Below are 16,899 nucleotides of genomic sequence, written 5' to 3'. Positions count from 1 at the left end.
GGAACGGGCCCGGCCGGGCGGTTTCGCCGGACGGGCCCGTGACGCGGCGGGTCCGGGGCGGCCGAGGACGGGCAGGCCCCGGCTGCGGGCCCGGAGCAGGCCGCGCCCCGGCCGGTGCCGGTCGTCCGGACGAGCCCGCCCCCGGCGCTCTACGACCGGGTCGCCTCCCGGTCGGGCCTGCGCTGGTACTGCGTCATGCGCGGGCTGGTCGTCGCCGAGGAGTACACCTCGCGGCATGCCCTCGACGCCCTCGGGACCGGAACCGGCCTCGCCGACCTGCTGTGCCGGCTGGTGTCGGCGGCCACCCGGGGGCGGCTGACCGCCGACCACAGCGAGGTCACCTTCGTCATCCGCAAGCCGGAGAACCGTTTCGCGCGGGTCATCTGAGCGGGGGCGGTGGGCCGTCCGGGCCGGGGCGGACGTGCGCGCGGCCAGGCCGGGGCAGTATTTTTCCTGCGAAAACCCTGCTCGCCATGGATGAGCCCGGCCGCCTCGCCGGGCGGGATCGGAGATCGCGGTGACCGCCGAAGCCGGCCTTCCCGACACGCTGCGCGACCTGCCCGCCTGGACCCCGGACCCGGTCGAGCTCGCCGACCTCGAACTCGTCCTCGCGGGGGTGTACCGCCCGCTGACGGGCTTCCTCGGCTCGTTCGACACCGCCATGGTGATCGCCGGAGGGCGGCTCGCGGACGGCACCCCGTGGCCGGTCCCGGTCACGCTGTCGGTCCCCAAGGAGCTGACCGGCCATGAGCGGGTCGTCCTGCAGGACCCCGAGGGCGTGCCGCTCGCCGTGCTGCGGGTCGCCGAGGCGTGGCAGGACCCGACCACCCAGGGCTGGCGGCTCGCCGGGCCGCTGGAGGCCCTCCGCGCGCCCGCGCACGGACCGTTCCACCGCCTGCGCCGGCGCCCGGACGAGCTCGACGCGTACGAGGGCGGCGTGCTCGCGGTGGCCACCCGCGAGCCCCTGCACCGCAAGCAGCTCGGCCAGCTCCGCCAGGTCGCCGAGCGGCTCGCCGCCAAGGTCCTCGTCCTGCCGCTGCTGGGCGGCGAGCACGACGAGTCCCTCGTCCGAGCGCTGCTCGGGGTCCGCAGGGAGCTGCCGGACGGCGCCCAGATCATCCCCGTGCCGCTGCCGGCGCGCGGCGACCAGGAGCGCGACATCCTGCTCCGCGCGCACGTCGCCGCCGCCTACGGCGCCACCCACCTGCTCGCCGAGCGGGAGATGGAGGGCACCGCCGTCCCGCTCGTGGTCCCGGAGCCGTGGGCCTACGACGCCGACGTCGAGGTCTGGCGGCCCGTCGCGCGCATCGAGCCCGACCACGTCCAGGCGGAGCTGACCCCCGAGCGGCTGAACGAGCTGCTGGACGCGGGCGAGCCCGTCCCCGACTGGTTCACCCCGCCCGCCGTCGCCGCCGAGCTGGCGCTGGCGCGCCCGCCGAAGCGCTCGCGCGGCATCACGGTGTTCTTCACCGGCCTGTCGGGCTCCGGGAAGTCCACGGTCGCGCGCGGCCTGGCCGACGCGCTGGTGGAGCGCGGCGGCCGGACGGTCACGCTGCTGGACGGCGACGTCGTCCGGCGGATGCTGTCGGCGGGCCTGACGTTCTCCCGCGCCGACCGCGACCTCAACATCCGCCGCATCGGGTTCGTCGCCGCCGAGATCACCCGGCACGGCGGCACCGCGATCTGCGCGCCGATCGCCCCCTACGCGGCCACCCGCGCCGAGGTGCGGCGGATGGTGTCCGCCGTGGGCGACTTCATCCTCGTGCACGTGGCGACGCCGCTGGAGGAGTGCGAGCGCCGCGACCGCAAGGGCCTGTACGCCAAGGCCCGCGCCGGGCAGATCCCCGAGTTCACCGGCATCTCCGACCCCTACGAGGAGCCGGACGACGCCGACCTGACGCTCGACACCTCGCGGCTGACGCCGGACGAGGCGGTCGCCCGGATCCTCGACCTGCTGGTCGACGGCGGCTGGGTGCGGGCGGAATAACCTCTTCCGTCCCACACGTACCCCCTTACCCGGTATTTCCGGATCCGGAGGGCATCACCTATCGTGTTAGCCATAATTCCTACATGACAGGTAGGTCATGCCGATGGACTTCGATTGGACGATGGCGCTCGGCTCGTTCCTCGTCGCCATCATCGTCGGGCTGACCGGGATGGGCGGCGGCGCGCTGATGACGCCGATGCTCGTCACGTTCTTCGGGGTGAGCCCGCTCGCCGCCGTGTCCAGCGACCTGGTCGCCGCCGCCGTGATGAAACCGGTGGGCAGCGCCGTCCACTACCGGCAGGGCACGATCGACATGCGGCTGGTCGGGTGGCTGTGCGCCGGCTCGGTGCCCGCCGCGTTCTCCGGAGTCCTGCTGGCCCGCGCGCTCGGCCACGGCGACTCCGTGGAGAACGTCATCGGCAAGGCGATGGGCGCCGCCCTGATGATCGCCGCCGCGGGCCTGGCGCTGCGCGGCTACCTCGCCCACCGGGGGCGCGCCGGCTCCGCCGGAGACGCCGACCGGTCCGCGCGGATCACGGTCCGGCCCGTCCCGACCGTGCTGATCGGCGTCGTCGGCGGCCTCGTCGTCGGCATCACCTCGGTCGGCTCCGGCTCCCTCATCATCGTCGCGCTGCTCGCCCTCTACCCGTCGCTCAAGGCCAACCAGCTCGTCGGCACCGACCTGCTCCAGGCCGTCCCGCTGGTCTTCGCGGCCGCCATCGGCCACCTGCTGTTCGGCGACTTCCGCATGGAGGTCACCGCCGCGCTGCTCGCCGGCTCGATCCCCGGCGTCTACCTCGGCTCCAAGATCTCCTCCCGGGCCCCGAGCGCCCTGATCCGGCGGGTGCTGGCCCTCGTGCTCGTCGCCTCCTCGCTGAAGATGTTCGGCGTCGCGCCCGTCCCGCTCGCCTGGATCATGGTCGTCCTCATCGCCGCCACGGTCGCCGCCTGGCTCGTCCTTCGCCACCGGGCCGCGCCGCACCGGGATACGCTCTCCTCTCCGGTCGTTTCCCCCGGCGTCGCCGGTGCCCCAGGAGAGCAGAGCAGACGTGGACCCACGATGGCCGCATGACACCGTCGACGTCCTCGGTGTACGGGTCAGCCGCGTGGACGTCGCGCGGTTCCGCTCCTTCGTCGCGGCGGCCGTCAAGGAGCGCTCCAAGCTGACGGTCACCTTCGCCAACCCCGACTACGTGCTCAGGGCGCAGAAGGACCCGGGGCTGCGCGATCTGATGAACGGCTTCGACCTCAACCTCCCCGACGGCTGGGGCGTCGTGCTGGCCGCGAAGGTCTTCGGGCGTCCCGTCCCCGGCCGGATGGCCAACGACGACCTCACCGACGACCTGTTCGGCCAGCCCGCCGAGGAGGGCTGGCGCGTCTTCCTGTTCGGCAACGCGCCCGGCGTCGCCGAGGCCGCCGCCGCGAACGTCCGCGCGTGGTACCCGGGCCTGGACGTCGCGGGCACCCTGCACGGCCACTGGGCGGACGGGCAGGGCCACATCCCCGCCGAGACCGCCGAGCGCCTCGTCGCCGAGATCAACGACGCGGCCCCGGACATCCTGCACGTCGGCCTCGGGACGCCCCTCCAGCAGCGGTTCGTCGCCGAGTACCGCGACCGCCTCACCGCACCGGTCGTCATCACGTGCGGCGCCTACTTCGAGCACCTCGCCGAACGGCGCGACTACTACCCCGCCTGGGTCCTGAAGCTGCGTGTGGGCTTCCTCTACCGCCTGGCGCGCGAGCCCCGCCGCCTCTGGCGCCGCTACACCGTCGAACTCGGCGCCTATCTGGCCCGGGTCCTCTACCATCGCCTGCGGCACGGCAGGGCCCCCGCCGACTGAGCGGGAAGCCTCCTATGCCGCACTTTTCCGGAACCCCTCCTCGTTCTCTAGCCATGTGGTAGGACAAGATGCCATCAGCGTCCCCGGCCGCTTCCCGGAGCACCTTCATGCGCCCCACCCTCGCCTGCCTTACGGCCACCGCGCTCGCGGTGCTCGCCGTCCCCGCCGCCGCGGGCACGGCCTCCGCCGACATCTCCCAGCCGGCGGTCGTCTCCGCCAACCCGGTGAACAACACCCCGCACGTGCTGGACGGCACCGTCCGCGCCATCACCACCGTCGGGAACTGGGTCGTCGTCGGCGGGAACTTCGAGGAGGTCCGCGAGGCCGGCAGCGGCAAGAAGACGATCAAGCGGCACAACCTGTTCGCCTACGACATGCGGACCGGGAAGATCAGCACGGCCTTCGTCCCGAAGGTCAACGGGACCGTCCACGCCCTGCAGCCCGGGTCCAGCGACTGGATCTACGCGGCCGGGACGTTCACGACCGTCAACGGCGTCAAGACCGGCACGGTCACCGCGCTCAAGGTCTCCACCAACAAGGTCCACACCGGCTTCAAGCCGAACGTGAACTACCGGGTCAACACCATGGTGGTGCGCGGGGCCCGGCTCTACATCGGCGGTTCCTTCACCAAGGCGGGCGGCAAGGCGCGCACGGGCCTCGCGCGGGTCGACAGGCTCACGGGCGTCGCCGACAACGCGTTCAACTTCACCGTCACCGAGCCCCGGTCGGGCGACCTCAAGGTGTACCGGATGGCGGTCGACCCCGCCGACACCCGGATGGTCATCAACGGAACGTTCACCCGGGTGAACGGCCAGCGCCGGGTCCAGATCGCGATGATCACCCTGGGCAAGGGCACCGCGAAGCTGTCGACCTGGTCGACCGAGCGCTACTCCACCCCCTGCAACCTCGCCGCGTTCGACACCTACATGCGGGGCATGGACTTCTCCCCCGACGGCAAGTACTTCGTGGTCGTCACCACGGGCGGCCCCTACGGCCAGAGCCAGCTGTGCGACTCGGCCGCCCGCTGGGAGTCGTCCGCCACCGGGTCGGGGCAGAAGCCGACCTGGGTCAACTGGACGGGCGGCGACACGCTGCTGTCCACCTCGGTGACCGGCGCCGCGGTCTACGTCGGCGGGCACCAGCGCTGGCTGAACAACCCCTACGGCCACGACTCCGCGGGCCCCGGCGCCGTGTCGCGCCCCGGCATCGGCGCGCTCGACCCGAAGACCGGCAAGGCGCTGGCGTGGAACCCCACGCGGACGCTCGGCCACGGCGTCGAGACGCTGGTCGCCCACCCGAAGGGGCTGCTCGTCGGCAGCGACACCGACCAGCTCGGGCACGAGTACCACGGACGCCTCGGGATGTTCCCCGCGGGGTGAGCCGGCGGCTCGCATGAGATAAAGGGCGGGAGACGTTCTGCGGGAGGGGGCGGGGGCCTTGGTCCAACACGAACAGCGCGAGGTGGTCCGCGGCGGCCATCACCGCCCCGACGCGCGCCGCTCGCTGCCCGTCCCGCCGGACGGGCCGCGGCGGCGCGACCGCCGCCGCGGACCTCGCCCGTTCTTCTACGTCACCTCCGCGGGGGCCCTGCTGGTCCTGGGCGGCTCCGCGGGCGCGATCGCCCTGTCGGGGACCGGCACGGCCCACCACGCCCGGACGGCCGCCGCGGGCGCGAGCACGGTCGTCCCCGCCTCGGCCGACACCTACGCGGTGCGCGAGATGCCCGGCACGACGTTCGGGGACGCGAAGAAGATCACTGCCTCCGCGTGGCCCGGCTGGCACACCGAGGCCTACGTCGCGTTCGAGGTGCCGCGCGGCACCCCGGCGGTCACCAGGGCCCATGTGGAGATGACGTTCGACCGGCTGGAGAACCGGCCGCGGCGGGTCGAGCTGCGCACGCTGCCCGGCGCGTGGACGGAGGAGGGCACGTCCTGGGGCAACCGACCGGTCGCCGGATCGGTCGTGGCGAGCGCCCCCGCCGGCTCGGGGGGCACGGTGTCCTTCGACGTCGGCGAGGTGGTGACCGGCCCCGGCCTCTACGCGTTCGCCATCACGGGCCAGGGCCCCCGGACGGCGGTCTCGCTGCGCTCCAGGGAGACCGGCGAGGGCCCGCGCCTGCTCCTGCGGACCCGGCCGGGCGCGCCCCCGCCGACGCCGAGCAGGTCGCCGGAGACGTCCGGCACGGCGCTTCCCGCGCCCGGGCCCGAGCCCACCTGGCAGGCCCCGCAGCCGGTGAAGACCCCCGGGACGTCCCCCGCGGGCGGGCGGACGCTCTGCGGCCTCTCCCTCGAACTCAAGCCGGGTGAGACCTTCCAGAAGGCCCTCACCCGCCTGGACGCCGCCTACGGCGGCCTGGAGACCGTCCGGCTGTTCTACCAGGGCGTCCCGCCCGCGTGGCCGGGCAAGCCCGACACCGGGAACCGCCCGCCGATCATCTCGTTCAAGCTGGCGCCCAAGGACGTCCTCGCCGGCAAGTACGACCGGGAGATGACCCGCTGGTTCGCCACCGCGCCCCGCGACCGCGACCTCTACTGGGTCTACTACCACGAGCCCGAGGACAACATCGCCTCCGGCGAGTTCACCGCCGCCGACTACCGCGCCGCGTGGCGGCGGCTGCGGTCCCTCGCCGACAAGGCGGGCAACCCCCGCGTCCACGCCACCCTCGTCCTGATGGGCTGGAGCCTCGACCCGCTGTCCAAGCGCGACTGGCGCGACTACTACCCGGGCCGCGACGTCATCCAGGTCCTCGGCTGGGACGTGTACAACCTCGGCTGGAAGAAGGGCCGCTACGACGACCCGGCCACCATGTACGACCGCGTCGTCGCCGTCAGCAAGGGCGAGGACCTGCCGTTCGGCATCGCCGAGACCGGCAGCTACCTCGTCTCCGGCGACAACGGCGACAGGCGCGCCGCCTGGCTGAACGCCACGAACGCCTACCTCGCCAAACACCGCGCCCTGTGGGTCGCCTACTTCGACCTCGACTGGAGCACCGGCGACTTCCGCCTCCTCGACACCCAGAGCCGCAGGGCCTGGAGCGACTTCTGCTGACGGCCGCACCGCCGCCCGACATGCCGCGCCCCCCGCCGGAGATCCGGCGGGGGGCGCGGCGCGTGCGGGTGACGCGTCCTACTTGCGGGCCAGGATGATGGTCCACATCGCGGCGCGGCTGGCGACGTCGGTCGTCGCCGTCTTGCCGCCGTAGGCGCCGGTGGCGACCGTGCCGTTGCTGTCGGCGACCAGGGCCGTGATGCGGCCGCTGCCCGAGCCGATCCCGGTGCCGCGGGTCTCCACGCCGGCCGGGGCCGTCCAGGACGTGGTGGTGGACGACTTGTCCGCCCAGTACGTCACCGCCCAGGACCCGGCCGCGTCCACCTGGGCGGACGGGCTGGTGTGGTCGGTGACGGTGCCCGCGTCGCTGCTCTTCGCCACCGCCGCGACCGGGTCGGTGGCGTTGGTGCCCTCGTAGGCGAGCAGCCGGATGTCGGCCTTGGTGTAGGCGCTGAACCCGATGCCGACCTGCGTGCCGGCGTCACCGGCCTGGGCGACGCGCTTCCAGACGACGGACGTCGCGGTGCCCGCGGCCTGCGTGCCGACCTGCGTCCAGCCGGCAGGCGGGGTCGCGAGCGTCGCCTCGCTGCTGTTGAACGTCAGCATCAGGATCATGCCGTCGCCGGGCTGGACCGCCGGCGGGACCTGCGCCGTGGCGGTCTGGACGTTGCCGTTGCCGCCCGACCCGCCGCGGTAGCCGATGTTCACCTGGTTCGACGCGACCGTCACGTCCTGGGACCTGGTGCCCTTGCCGCCGCGGTCGTCGGTCACCGTCAGCTTGACCGTGTAGGTTCCGGCCGCGGCGAACGCGTGCTGCGGCGCGGCGCCCGTGCCGTTGCCGCCGTCGCCGAAGTCCCAGTCGTAGGAGGCGATCGAACCGTCGGAGTCGGACGAGCCGGCGGCGTTGAAGGTGCAGTTGAGCCCGTCGCAGTCGCCGGTGAACGCGGCGGTCGGCGGCTGGTTCGGCGTCCCCGCGTAGAGGAAGACCGTCCGGCCGCGCCAGTCGGCGGTGCTGACCTCGGTCGACGATCCGGACGGCACACCCGCCGCGGAGAACGCGACCCGGTAGAGCCGGCCGTTGCCGTTGTTGACGTAGTAGAGGTTCGCGCCGTTGACGAACATGCCGCCGGCCGAGCTCCAGCTCATGCCGGGCAGGTTGCCCACCGCGGTGTACTCCTGCGCGCCGACGACGTTGCTCTCCGGGTTGAACGTCCGGTAGTAGAGGGCGGACTGCCCGCGCGTGTAGTAGATCCGGCCCTTGGCGAAGAACATGCTGGTGATGTTCGGCACCTGCGAGTGCCAGGTCGTCATGGTGGTGAGCTGGTCGGCGGTGTCGATGGTGGTCGGCGTGCCGAGCGCGGTGCCGTCGAAGGACCGGCGCCGGAACAGGCCGTCCGACGAGCCGTAGAAGAGCTCCCCGTTGACCATGAAGGCGCCGCGCGCGGTCCGCCAGTCGACGCCCGCCGTGCCGTCGTCGACCGCGGCGCCGGTGGTGGTGCCGTCGAACGAGCGGTGCCTCAGGTAGTTGGCGGCCCCGAAGCCGATGCCGCCGCCGGAGTAGACGTTCCCGGGCAGTTCGCCGGTGCTGTAGGCGGGGATGACCGCGCCGCCGGCCACGGGGAACAGCGCGAGCTTCTGGTGGAACTCGCCGCCGACGTTGTCGGTGTCGCTGCCGATCCACAGGCCCTCGTCGGTGGCCAGCATGTCGAAGACGCCGACGCCCTTGTCGCGGCCGGGGTTCCAGCTGAACGGCAGGCCGCTGACCGGGTCGAGCGCGACGATGCCCTCGCGTCCGACGGCACCCTGGCCGGGGCTGTCGCCCGCGAACGGGTTGTTCGCCCACCGGAAGTGCCCGCCGGTGTAGACGGCCGTGTCGGTGATCTCCACGGCGTAGGTGGTGTCGCCCCCGGTGTAGTTCACCCAGGTGGGCTGCTGGCCGCCGCCGGCGGCGGCGCTCTCCCAGCGGGCCTGGGTGTCGCACAGCTTCGCGGAGCCGCCGTACGCGCCGGTGGTCGTCACCACGAAGTACGCGCCGTCGGGAGAGAACTCGACGTCGCGCATGTAGGTGTCGAACGACTGCGAGCACTGGTCGGCGTAGCGGGTGGTGTCCCAGTTCGCGAGCTGGGCGGACGGGCCGGTGAGGTCCACCATGACGATCTGGCGCCGGGTGCTGCCCGCGACCGAGCTGAAGTTGCCGATGCCGACGAGCTTGGAGCCGTCGGGGCTGACGTCCATCTTGTAGATCTGGGTGACGCCGTCGCCGGTCTGGGTGCCGGTGACGTTGAGGTTCACGAAGTCGTCGCGGTCCCCCGTCTGGGGGTCGAGGGCGGCGAGGGCCGGCCTCGCGGCGCCGCCGACGGTCGTGAAGGTGCCGCCGACGTACAGCCGGCCGCCCGCCAGCCGCAGGTCGCGGACCTTGGCGTCGAGCTGCGGGTCGAACGAGGCGATGGGGGCGCCGGTCTGGGCGTTGATCCTGGCGAGCACGAAGTGCCGGACGCCGTTGATCTGGCCGAAGCTCCCGCCGACGTAGATCGACTGGCCGTCGGGGGCGGGCAGCAGCGCGCTGGCCTCGCCCTTGTCGAGGCTGGGCGCGAAGTCGGGGTCGATGGCGCCGGTGGCGGCGTCGAAGGCGAACAGCCGGTTGCGGACCAGCGTGGGCTTGTTGGCCCCGGGCTCCTTCACCTGGGTGAACGAGCCGCCGACGTAGATCTTGCCGCCGATCTTGATGATCGACTTGACCTCGCCGTCCAGCACGTTCGGCGTGTAGTTCGCCGGGTCGGCGTTGACGACCTTGCCGTGCGCGGGCTCGGATCCCCTCTGGTCCGCGCTCGCCGGGGCGCCCGCGGCCAGGCTTCCCGTCAGCGTCCCCAGCGCGAGCACCGCCCCCACGGCCAGAGGCCCCCACCTGCGTCTGCCCATCGACCCCTCCGTGCAAGATAGAAGTAAGCCGCCATGTTCCCCGTGAAGGCACATAGCGCCGCGCAATCGTAGCCAGCGGGCAGTCGGGACCACCGTTTGATCACTAACTTTTCGGTTTCGGCCACCGACCCGCCCGGTGATGCGCCTGCCGCAGGACCCCCGGACGCGCCCCGGCGGGCACGCCCATCGCGTCTCGCGAGGTACGCTGCGCACCTCGAAAGGACGCCTGCCGGGTCTCACCGGACGACCGGATCGCGTGGCCGAAGTCGGCCACCGTCCGCTGTCGCCCCTGGTAAGAGACAGGACGTCCTTCCATGGGCGACGTGCGTCCGGAACCGGACGGCGCGGTCCGCGCGCCCGCAGGCGCGTCCCACGGAAACGGAGCGGTGATTGGCCGGGATGCGAGGGATCGCGGGGAGCACACCTCTCGCGACGCCGCGGCTGCTGCCCTGGCGCCTGCGGCCGGGCTGGCCGCTCGCCGTCGCGCTCCTCGGCTTCCCCGTGTGGTGGATCCTCGGCCTGGCGAACATCGTGCTGCTGGTCATCAGCGTGCCCATGGCGATGACGCTGTGGCGGAGGCGCGGCACCCTGGTGGCGCCCGGCGGCTTCGGGGCGTGGCTCTTCTTCCTGCTCTGGGTCGTGCTGGGCGTGCTGGTGCTGTGGGCCGACGCGCCCCTCGCCGAACCGGGCGGCGGATTCAGCCGGGTCCTGGTGTACGGCTACCGGCTCGCCTGGTACCTGTCCTCCACCATCGTGCTGCTCTACATCGGCAACATGAGCGAGCGGGAGCTGCCGTCGGGCAAGATCGGCCGGCTTCTCGGCTACATGTTCATCGTGACGACCGTCGGCGGGCTGGTCGGGTCCTTCTTCCCCTCGATCCAGCTCACCTCGCCGGTGGAGATGGTGCTGCCGCACGGGCTGACCGCCAACTCCTTCGTCCGCGATATCGTCCATCCGAAGGTCGCCGACATCGAGTCGATCCTCGGGTTCGAGCAGTCCCGGCCCATGGCGCCGTTCGCGTACGCCAACACCTGGGGCTCCGCCTACGCCTTCTTCCTCCCGTACTTCCTGCTGACCTGGATCGTCCGCGCCGACATGCGGCGCCGCGTGTTCGGGCTGGCCGTCCTCGCCGCGTCGCTGTGGCCCGTCGTGTACTCCCTGAACCGGGGGCTGTGGGGGGCGCTCGGCGCGATCGGCCTGTTCGGCGTCGCGAAGCTGCTCCAGGTCGGCGGTCCCCGCGTGATCGCCTGGACGGCCGGGATGGCCGCCGCGGGCGCGATCGTCGTGGCGCTGTCGCCGCTGCCCGGCCTCGTCCAGGACCGCCTCGACAACCCGCACAGCAACAACCGCCGCACGCTGCTGGCCGAGGAGACCACCCGAAGCGCCCTGACCGGCTCCCCGCTGGTCGGCTTCGGGTCCACCCGCAACGTCCAGGGCGACCTCGGCCAGGTGTCCGGCGGCGACAAGATCGGCTGCAAGGCGTGCGGCTCGCCGCCGCTCGGCACCCAGGGCCATCTGTGGCTCCTGCTGTTCGCCAACGGCGTCGTCGGGACGATCGCGTTCTGCGCGTTCTTCGCCGTCCGGTTCCTGCGGCACTGGCGGGAGCGCGGCGCGTACTCGCTGGCGGGCTGCGCCGTCCTGATCGCCTGCGGCCTGTTCATGATCACTTACGACATGGTGGAGGTACCGCTGTACACGGTGATGATCGCTGTGGGGCTGATGTGGCGGGCGAGCCGGGACGCCCGCGCCGAGGCCCGGCCGCGCGCCCGTGCCCGCGTCACGGCTCCGGCCGACACCGCCGAGGCGGCGCCGGTGGACACCGCCGAGGCGGCGCCGCTGTGAGCGCCCCGGAGGAGCCGCGGGCCGCCTGGATCGCGGCGGTGCGGGACCTGTGGCCGGACGCGCGGGTGGAGGCCGTCGGACCGGGGCGGTCCGAGGGGGCGCGCCGGGAACTGGCGTTCCTGCCGGACGCGGAGCGGCCGCGGCTGCTCGTCCCGGCGGGGATGCCGCGCGCCACCGCGGCCGCGCTGCGCCGCTACAGCCATGACCTCGGCCCGAAGCAGCGCGCCTCCCGCGGCCTGACGGCGGCGGCGGTGCGCACCGGGCTGCCGGAGCGCACGCTGCGCGACCGGCTCAGCATCACCGGCGGCGGCCCCTCCATCGAGGACCGGCTGTCGGAGCTGCTCGGGCGGCCGGTGGTGGTCAGCGTGGGGCTCGGGAGCGCCCGCGCCAACCGCAAGCCGATCCTGCACGTGCTGTCGCCGCGCGGCGAGCCCGCGGCGTTCGTCAAGATCGGCGACACCGGCACGGCCCGCGCCCTCCTGGAGGGCGAGGCCGCCGCCCTCACCTACCTGAACGCCCACCTGCCCGCTCCGGGGCCGCGCGGGCGCCTGCACGTCCCGCGGCTGCTGCACCACGGCACGTGGCACGGCCTGGACCTGCTCGTCCTCGAACCGCTCCCGACCAGCGCGCTCGGCTGGCGCCCGCGGGGGCGGGCCCCCGTCTCGGAGATGCGGGCGCTGTTCGAGGTCGGCGGCGTCGAGCGGGCGCCGCTGCGCGCCAGCGCCTACTGGGAGGAGATGGCCGCGAGCCCCGGCCTCGTCCTGGACGAGCGGCAGCGCGCCGTCTTCGGCGAGGTCGTCGAGGGCGTCGGCAAGGCGCACGGCGACCTGGTCCTGGACTTCGGCGCCTGGCACGGCGACTGGACGCCGTGGAACATGGCCTGGCACCGCGGCGTGCTGCGCCTGTGGGACTGGGAGCGGTTCTCGCGCGGCGTCCCGAACGGGTTCGACCTGCTGCACTACCGCCTCCAGGAGGCGATGCGCACCGCGTCCGGGCCGCCCTACGCCACCTGGCCGGACGGCGCCGGCGCCCTCCTGGAGCCGCTCGGGCCGACGGGCCCCGCCGCGGAGGCGACCGTCCGGCTCTACCTCCTGGAGCTGTGCCGCCGCTACCTGCTGGCCGCCCAGGAGCCGATCGGCGGGCCGCTGCGCGCCGACACCGAGCGGCTGCTGGCGCTCCTGCACACCAATCCACCGGACACGCTCTCGGGAGGAACCCCGTGATCTCACGCCGTGACGCCCCTCCGTGGGTCAAGGAGGCGGGACGGGCCGCGACCCGCGCCGGAGGGCGGCTGACCTCGGGCGCCCGGATGCTGCCCGACTTCCTCATGGTCGGCACGCAGCGCGGCGGCACCACCTCGCTGTTCCGCGCCCTGGCCGCGCACCCGGCGACCGTCCAGCCCAACTTCCACAAGGGCGTGCACTACTTCGACGTCAACTACACGCGCGGCCTCGGCTGGTACCGGGGGCACTTCCCGGTCCGCGCGCTCGCCGAGCGCCGCGCCCGGGGCGCCGCTCCCCAGGCGTTCGAGTCCGCCGGCTACTACATGCACCACCCGCTGGCGCCGGAGCGGATCGCCCGCGACCTGCCCGGGGTGAAGCTCGTCGTCCTGCTGCGCGACCCGGTGGTGCGGGCCTACTCCGCCCACAAGCACGAGCTGGCGCGGGGGTTCGAGACCGAGCCGTTCGAGCGGGCCCTGGACCTGGAGCCCGAGCGGCTCTCCGGGGAGATCGACAAGATCAAAGCCGACCCCGCCTACGTGAGCCACAGCCACCGGCACCACTCCTACCTGGACCGCGGCCGCTACGCCGAGCAGATCGAGCGGCTGTTCGCCCTCTTCGGGCGGGACAGGGTGCTCGTGGCGTTCGCGGAGGACTTCTTCACCGAACCCGAGCCCTGCTACGACTCCATCCTGGAGTTCCTGGGGCTCCCGGCGTGGCGGCCCGCGTCGTTCGAACGGCACAACGCGCGGCCGGGCTCCCCGCTGCCGGACCACCTGCAGCGCCGCCTGGCCGAGTACTACGCCCCCTGGGACGACAAGCTCGCCGCGCTCCTCGGCGCCGAACCCGCCTGGCGGCGATGAGGCGGCGATGAGCAAACGCACCCTCGGCCCGGCCAGCGTGCAGGCGGAACCGCCGCTCGCGCCGGACTCGGTCCCGGTGACCCGGTACGCGGGCGTCGTCCGCCGCCACCTGGTCGCGCTGCTGATCGCGCTGCTGGCCGGGTGCGCGATCGGGGTCGTGAAGATCGTGCTGACGCCGACGACGTACACCGCGCAGATCTACGTGCTGGCGCCGCCGGTGCCGCTGCATCCCTCCATCGACATCGGCTCGGCGATCGACACCAACACCCGCGCCCCCCGCGAGACGACGATGGACACCGAGGCCCAGCTCGTCTGGTCCCACCCGGTGCTGTCCAAGCTGGCCGAGCGCCCCGGCTTCGACGCGTCCGACGCGGAACTGCGCGACCGCATCGGCCTGACGGTGCCGTCCAACACCCACGTGCTCACGATCTCGGTGCGGGCCGGAACGCCGCGGACCGCCCAGGACGGCGCCCGGGTCGTCGCCGACTCCTACCTGTTGCTGCGGAACCGGGTCCTCGGCCAGGTGCTGGAGCACAACCGCCAGGCGCTGGAGAACAACGCCGAGCTGCTGAAGAAGCAGCTCGCGGCGCTGCCCGGCGACGAGGACGAGCTGCGCCGGCTCACCGCCCGCACACGCCGCCAGGCGCTGGTGAAGCAGATCCGCGACGTGGAGAAGCAGGTGGCGGCCATCAAGAGCAAGCAGGAGCAGCCCGGCGAGGTGCTGCGCGGGGCCCCGCTCCCCCGGCGGGGCGACGATCCCGGCCGCGACGTCGCGGTCGCGTCCGGGATCGGCATCGGCCTGCTCTGCTGGATCGGCTACGTGGTGGTCCGCGAGGCGCGGCCGCGCCGCATCCGGCGCCCCGCCGACCTGCGGCTGCACAGCCGGCTTCCGATCATGGTGGAGGGGACGGCGCTCGGCACCGGGCACCGCGAGGTCGCGCGGCGGCTCCGCAACCTGGTCTTCGACGCCGACGCCACCACCGTGCTCGTCACCGGGGTCCCGGGATCGGCCGGCACCGAGGTGGCCTACGAGCTGGCCGAAATGTGCACCGAGGGCGGATCGGCGACGACGGTACTGCGCATCGTCGCCGACGGCGAGCCCTTCCACGAACCGCCGGCCGCGGCCGGGACCGGCCACTCGTTCACCGTCCGGCTGGTGCGCAGCGACGACGACCGGCAGCTCACCCGGGCCGTCGACAAGGCGGGCCGCGTGTCCCGCATCGTCGTCATCACCACACCCGACATCAACGGCGCGGACACCATCGCCGCGGCCGCCGCCAGCGACATCGCCCTGGTCGTCGTCGAACGGGGACGGGCCCTGGACCGCGAGGTCGCGAGCGGGGTACTGGCCCTCGACCAGGCGGCGAGGCCCGCACGCGTGATCGTGCTGACCGCGCCCGTCCTGCGCGGGCCCGCGTCCCCGGCGCCGCGGCGCGCCGCCCGCCCGTCCCCGGTCGGGGTCGCCGCTCCTGGACAAGGTTGAGATGAACAGAACCGTCTTCTTGCAAGGCGCGGTTAAAGTCGAGATGAACACTCCGCCAAGCACGAGCCTGATCGATGAGGGGGATCGTCGTGGGAGCTGACCAGACGGCCGACGCCCAGGGGGGGCACCTGCTCGCCCTGGTCCGGCGCTATCTGGGGGCGCTGATCGGGCTCGCCGTGCTCGGCACCGCGGCCGGCGTCGCCCTGGAGATGGCCGTGCCGCCGCCGTTCAAGGCGACCGCGACGGTGCTGGTCAGCCCGCTGGAGGGCAACCCGTACTCCCCGGAGGGCCGCGGCGACGACCTGGTGAACCTGCAGACGGAGGCGCAGCTGGTCGCCACCGACAGCGTCGCCAAGATCGTCCAGAAGAAGCTCGGGCACGAGGCGGAGGGCGACATCGGGGTCTCGGTCCCGCCCAACACCCAGGTGCTCAACCTGACCTACACCGCGAGCAGCTCCGGCAACGCCCGCGCGGGCGCGCAGGCCTTCGCCGACGCCTACCTGGAGTACCGCACGCAGCGCGCGCAGGCCGTGGTGAACAACCAGCTCGCCAAGCTGAAGGCGCAGTCGGCCAGGGTCGAGCACCTGCTGCAGCGGGCGAACAACGAGCTGGCCGCCTCCTCCGGCTCCCGGCGCTCCACCCTCCAGCAGCGCGTCACCGCCTACACCAACCAGCTCGGCGTCATCGACGAGCAGTCCAACGACATCGCCAGCACCCCCCTCGACCCCGGACAGGTGATCACCCCGGCGGACGCGCCGGCGGGGCCCGGCATCGTCCGGCCCGCGATGTACGGCGCGGGCGGCCTGGTGCTCGGGCTGGTCGCCGGCTTCGTGGTCATGCTGCTGCGGGAGCGGCTCAACCAGCGGCTGCGCAACGCCGAGTCGATCGAGGGCCTCGGCGTCCGGACGCTGTCCACCATCCCGGCGGGCGGCCCGCCCGGCGACACGCTGGCCCTGGTCAGCGCGCCCAAGAGCCCGGTCGGCGAGGCGTACCGGCGGCTGCGCGCCGCGGTCGTGGCGACCGCGCCGCAGACCCCGGTGGCGCTGCTGATCAGCAACGCCACCCCGGGGGGCAGCGCCCGCATGGCCAGCGCCAACCTCGCGGTCTCGCTCGCCTTCGCCGGCGCCAAGACCATCATGATCGACGCGACCACCGAGGACGCCGACGTCAGCACCCTGTTCGGCGCGCGGCCCGGCGGCAAGGGCCTGTCGGACACCCTGCTCAGCGGCACTGACCCGGCGACCCTGCTGATCCACACCGACTCGCAGCTGCGGCTGCTGCCGCGCGGCCCGCGCGCCCGCGAGGCCGCCCACCGGTTCAGCGGCCCGCGGATGCGCGAGACCGTCAAGGTGCTGCGCCGCCGCAGCGAGTACCTCATCGTGAACGCGGCGAGCCTGCACGACGCCGACGCGCAGGCCCTGTGCACCTTCGTGGACGCGGTCGTGCTCGTGATCAACCAGGGCGTCACGACCCGCGAGGAGCTGCGGCAGGCGTACGTGGAGGCCGAGCGCGCCGGCGTCACGGTGCTCGGCGCCCTGCTGGAGCCGCCGGAGCCGCGGGGAGGGCGCTCGGCGCGGCAGGCTCCGCCCGCCCGCCAGCCCCACCCGCCCCAGGGCTCCGAGCCCCGCCAGCCGGAGGCGCGCGGCGGCAGGCGCCGCGCCCCGGAGCCCCCTCTCGCGTGGGCCGAGGACCCGTC

The 16,899-nt window shown here is 73.5% G+C and carries 11 protein-coding genes and 1 pseudogene; 11 read left to right on the top strand and 1 reads right to left on the bottom strand.

Going from position 1 to position 16,899, the window contains the following annotated elements:
* Nucleotides 1–114: 114 nt before the first annotated feature.
* The 6 genes from AB0K37_RS32010 to AB0K37_RS31985 all read left to right on the top strand — a co-directional run bounded on the left by AB0K37_RS32010 (nucleotide 115) and on the right by AB0K37_RS31985 (nucleotide 6,876).
* The gene (locus AB0K37_RS32010) at nucleotides 115–387 is read left to right on the top strand and encodes a hypothetical protein (protein ID WP_363987349.1); all 273 of its coding nucleotides are present in this window, start codon (nucleotides 115–117) and stop codon (nucleotides 385–387) included.
* A gap of 130 nt (nucleotides 388–517) precedes the next feature.
* A complete protein-coding gene (cysC, locus tag AB0K37_RS32005) occupies nucleotides 518–1,987 on the top strand; it encodes an adenylyl-sulfate kinase (RefSeq protein ID WP_363987347.1) in 1,470 nt (489 codons plus the stop codon).
* A 103-nt stretch (nucleotides 1,988–2,090) separates the two neighbouring features.
* Nucleotides 2,091–3,059: a sulfite exporter TauE/SafE family protein gene (locus tag AB0K37_RS32000; protein WP_363987346.1), complete on the top strand. Its 969-nt coding sequence runs from the start codon at nucleotides 2,091–2,093 to the stop codon at nucleotides 3,057–3,059.
* Entirely contained in the window at nucleotides 3,037–3,828 is a 792-nt protein-coding gene (locus AB0K37_RS31995) for a WecB/TagA/CpsF family glycosyltransferase (RefSeq protein ID WP_363987344.1), read from the top strand. The genes AB0K37_RS32000 and AB0K37_RS31995 overlap by 23 nt, the downstream gene beginning before the upstream one ends.
* Nucleotides 3,829–3,935: 107 nt before the next feature.
* Entirely contained in the window at nucleotides 3,936–5,207 is a 1,272-nt protein-coding gene (locus AB0K37_RS31990) for a hypothetical protein (RefSeq protein ID WP_363987342.1), read from the top strand.
* 58 nt (nucleotides 5,208–5,265) lie between these two features.
* Nucleotides 5,266–6,876 carry a DNRLRE domain-containing protein gene (locus AB0K37_RS31985; protein WP_363987340.1) on the top strand — a complete coding sequence of 537 codons (1,611 nt, stop codon included), beginning with the start codon at nucleotides 5,266–5,268 and terminating at the stop codon, nucleotides 6,874–6,876.
* Between the two features lie 78 nt (nucleotides 6,877–6,954).
* Here AB0K37_RS31985 and AB0K37_RS31980 read toward each other — a convergent pair whose 3' ends face one another.
* Nucleotides 6,955–9,795 carry a PKD domain-containing protein gene (locus tag AB0K37_RS31980; RefSeq protein ID WP_363987338.1) on the bottom strand — a complete coding sequence of 947 codons (2,841 nt, stop codon included), beginning with the start codon at nucleotides 9,793–9,795 and terminating at the stop codon, nucleotides 6,955–6,957.
* 399 nt (nucleotides 9,796–10,194) lie between these two features.
* On the opposite strand from AB0K37_RS31980, the gene AB0K37_RS31975 reads away from it, so the two are divergent.
* The 5 genes and pseudogenes from AB0K37_RS31975 to AB0K37_RS31955 form a co-directional block, all read left to right on the top strand.
* Entirely contained in the window at nucleotides 10,195–11,637 is a 1,443-nt protein-coding gene (locus tag AB0K37_RS31975) for a hypothetical protein (protein ID WP_363987337.1), read from the top strand.
* Complete coding sequence (locus tag AB0K37_RS31970) at nucleotides 11,634–12,860, top strand: hypothetical protein (RefSeq protein WP_363987335.1); 1,227 nt, start codon at nucleotides 11,634–11,636, stop codon at nucleotides 12,858–12,860. Before AB0K37_RS31975 ends, AB0K37_RS31970 begins: the two co-directional genes overlap by 4 nt.
* A complete protein-coding gene (locus AB0K37_RS31965) occupies nucleotides 12,857–13,720 on the top strand; it encodes a sulfotransferase domain-containing protein (RefSeq protein WP_363987333.1) in 864 nt (287 codons plus the stop codon). The genes AB0K37_RS31970 and AB0K37_RS31965 overlap by 4 nt, the downstream gene beginning before the upstream one ends.
* 7 nt (nucleotides 13,721–13,727) lie before the next feature.
* Nucleotides 13,728–15,203, top strand: a complete 1,476-nt coding sequence (locus tag AB0K37_RS31960) for a hypothetical protein (protein ID WP_363987332.1) — start codon at nucleotides 13,728–13,730, stop codon at nucleotides 15,201–15,203.
* A gap of 89 nt (nucleotides 15,204–15,292) precedes the next feature.
* A pseudogene (locus AB0K37_RS31955) lies at nucleotides 15,293–16,899 on the top strand (hypothetical protein); the annotation flags it as partial.

Source organism: Actinomadura sp. NPDC049753 (genome assembly GCF_040674655.1).
Classification (GTDB): domain Bacteria; phylum Actinomycetota; class Actinomycetes; order Streptosporangiales; family Streptosporangiaceae; genus Spirillospora; species Spirillospora verrucosospora.
The sequence above is the reverse complement of the archived record's forward strand: the minus strand, read 5'-3'. Positions and strand labels throughout refer to the sequence as shown.

Coding starts and splice junctions, on each gene's coding strand:
- AB0K37_RS31975 (WP_363987337.1), top strand. CDS start 10,195: ATGCGAGGGATCGCGGGGAGCACACCTCTCGCGACGCCGCGGCTGCTG.
- AB0K37_RS31980 (WP_363987338.1), bottom strand. CDS start 9,795: ATGGGCAGACGCAGGTGGGGGCCTCTGGCCGTGGGGGCGGTGCTCGCG.
- AB0K37_RS32000 (WP_363987346.1), top strand. CDS start 2,091: ATGGACTTCGATTGGACGATGGCGCTCGGCTCGTTCCTCGTCGCCATC.
- AB0K37_RS31990 (WP_363987342.1), top strand. CDS start 3,936: ATGCGCCCCACCCTCGCCTGCCTTACGGCCACCGCGCTCGCGGTGCTC.
- AB0K37_RS31960 (WP_363987332.1), top strand. CDS start 13,728: ATGAGCAAACGCACCCTCGGCCCGGCCAGCGTGCAGGCGGAACCGCCG.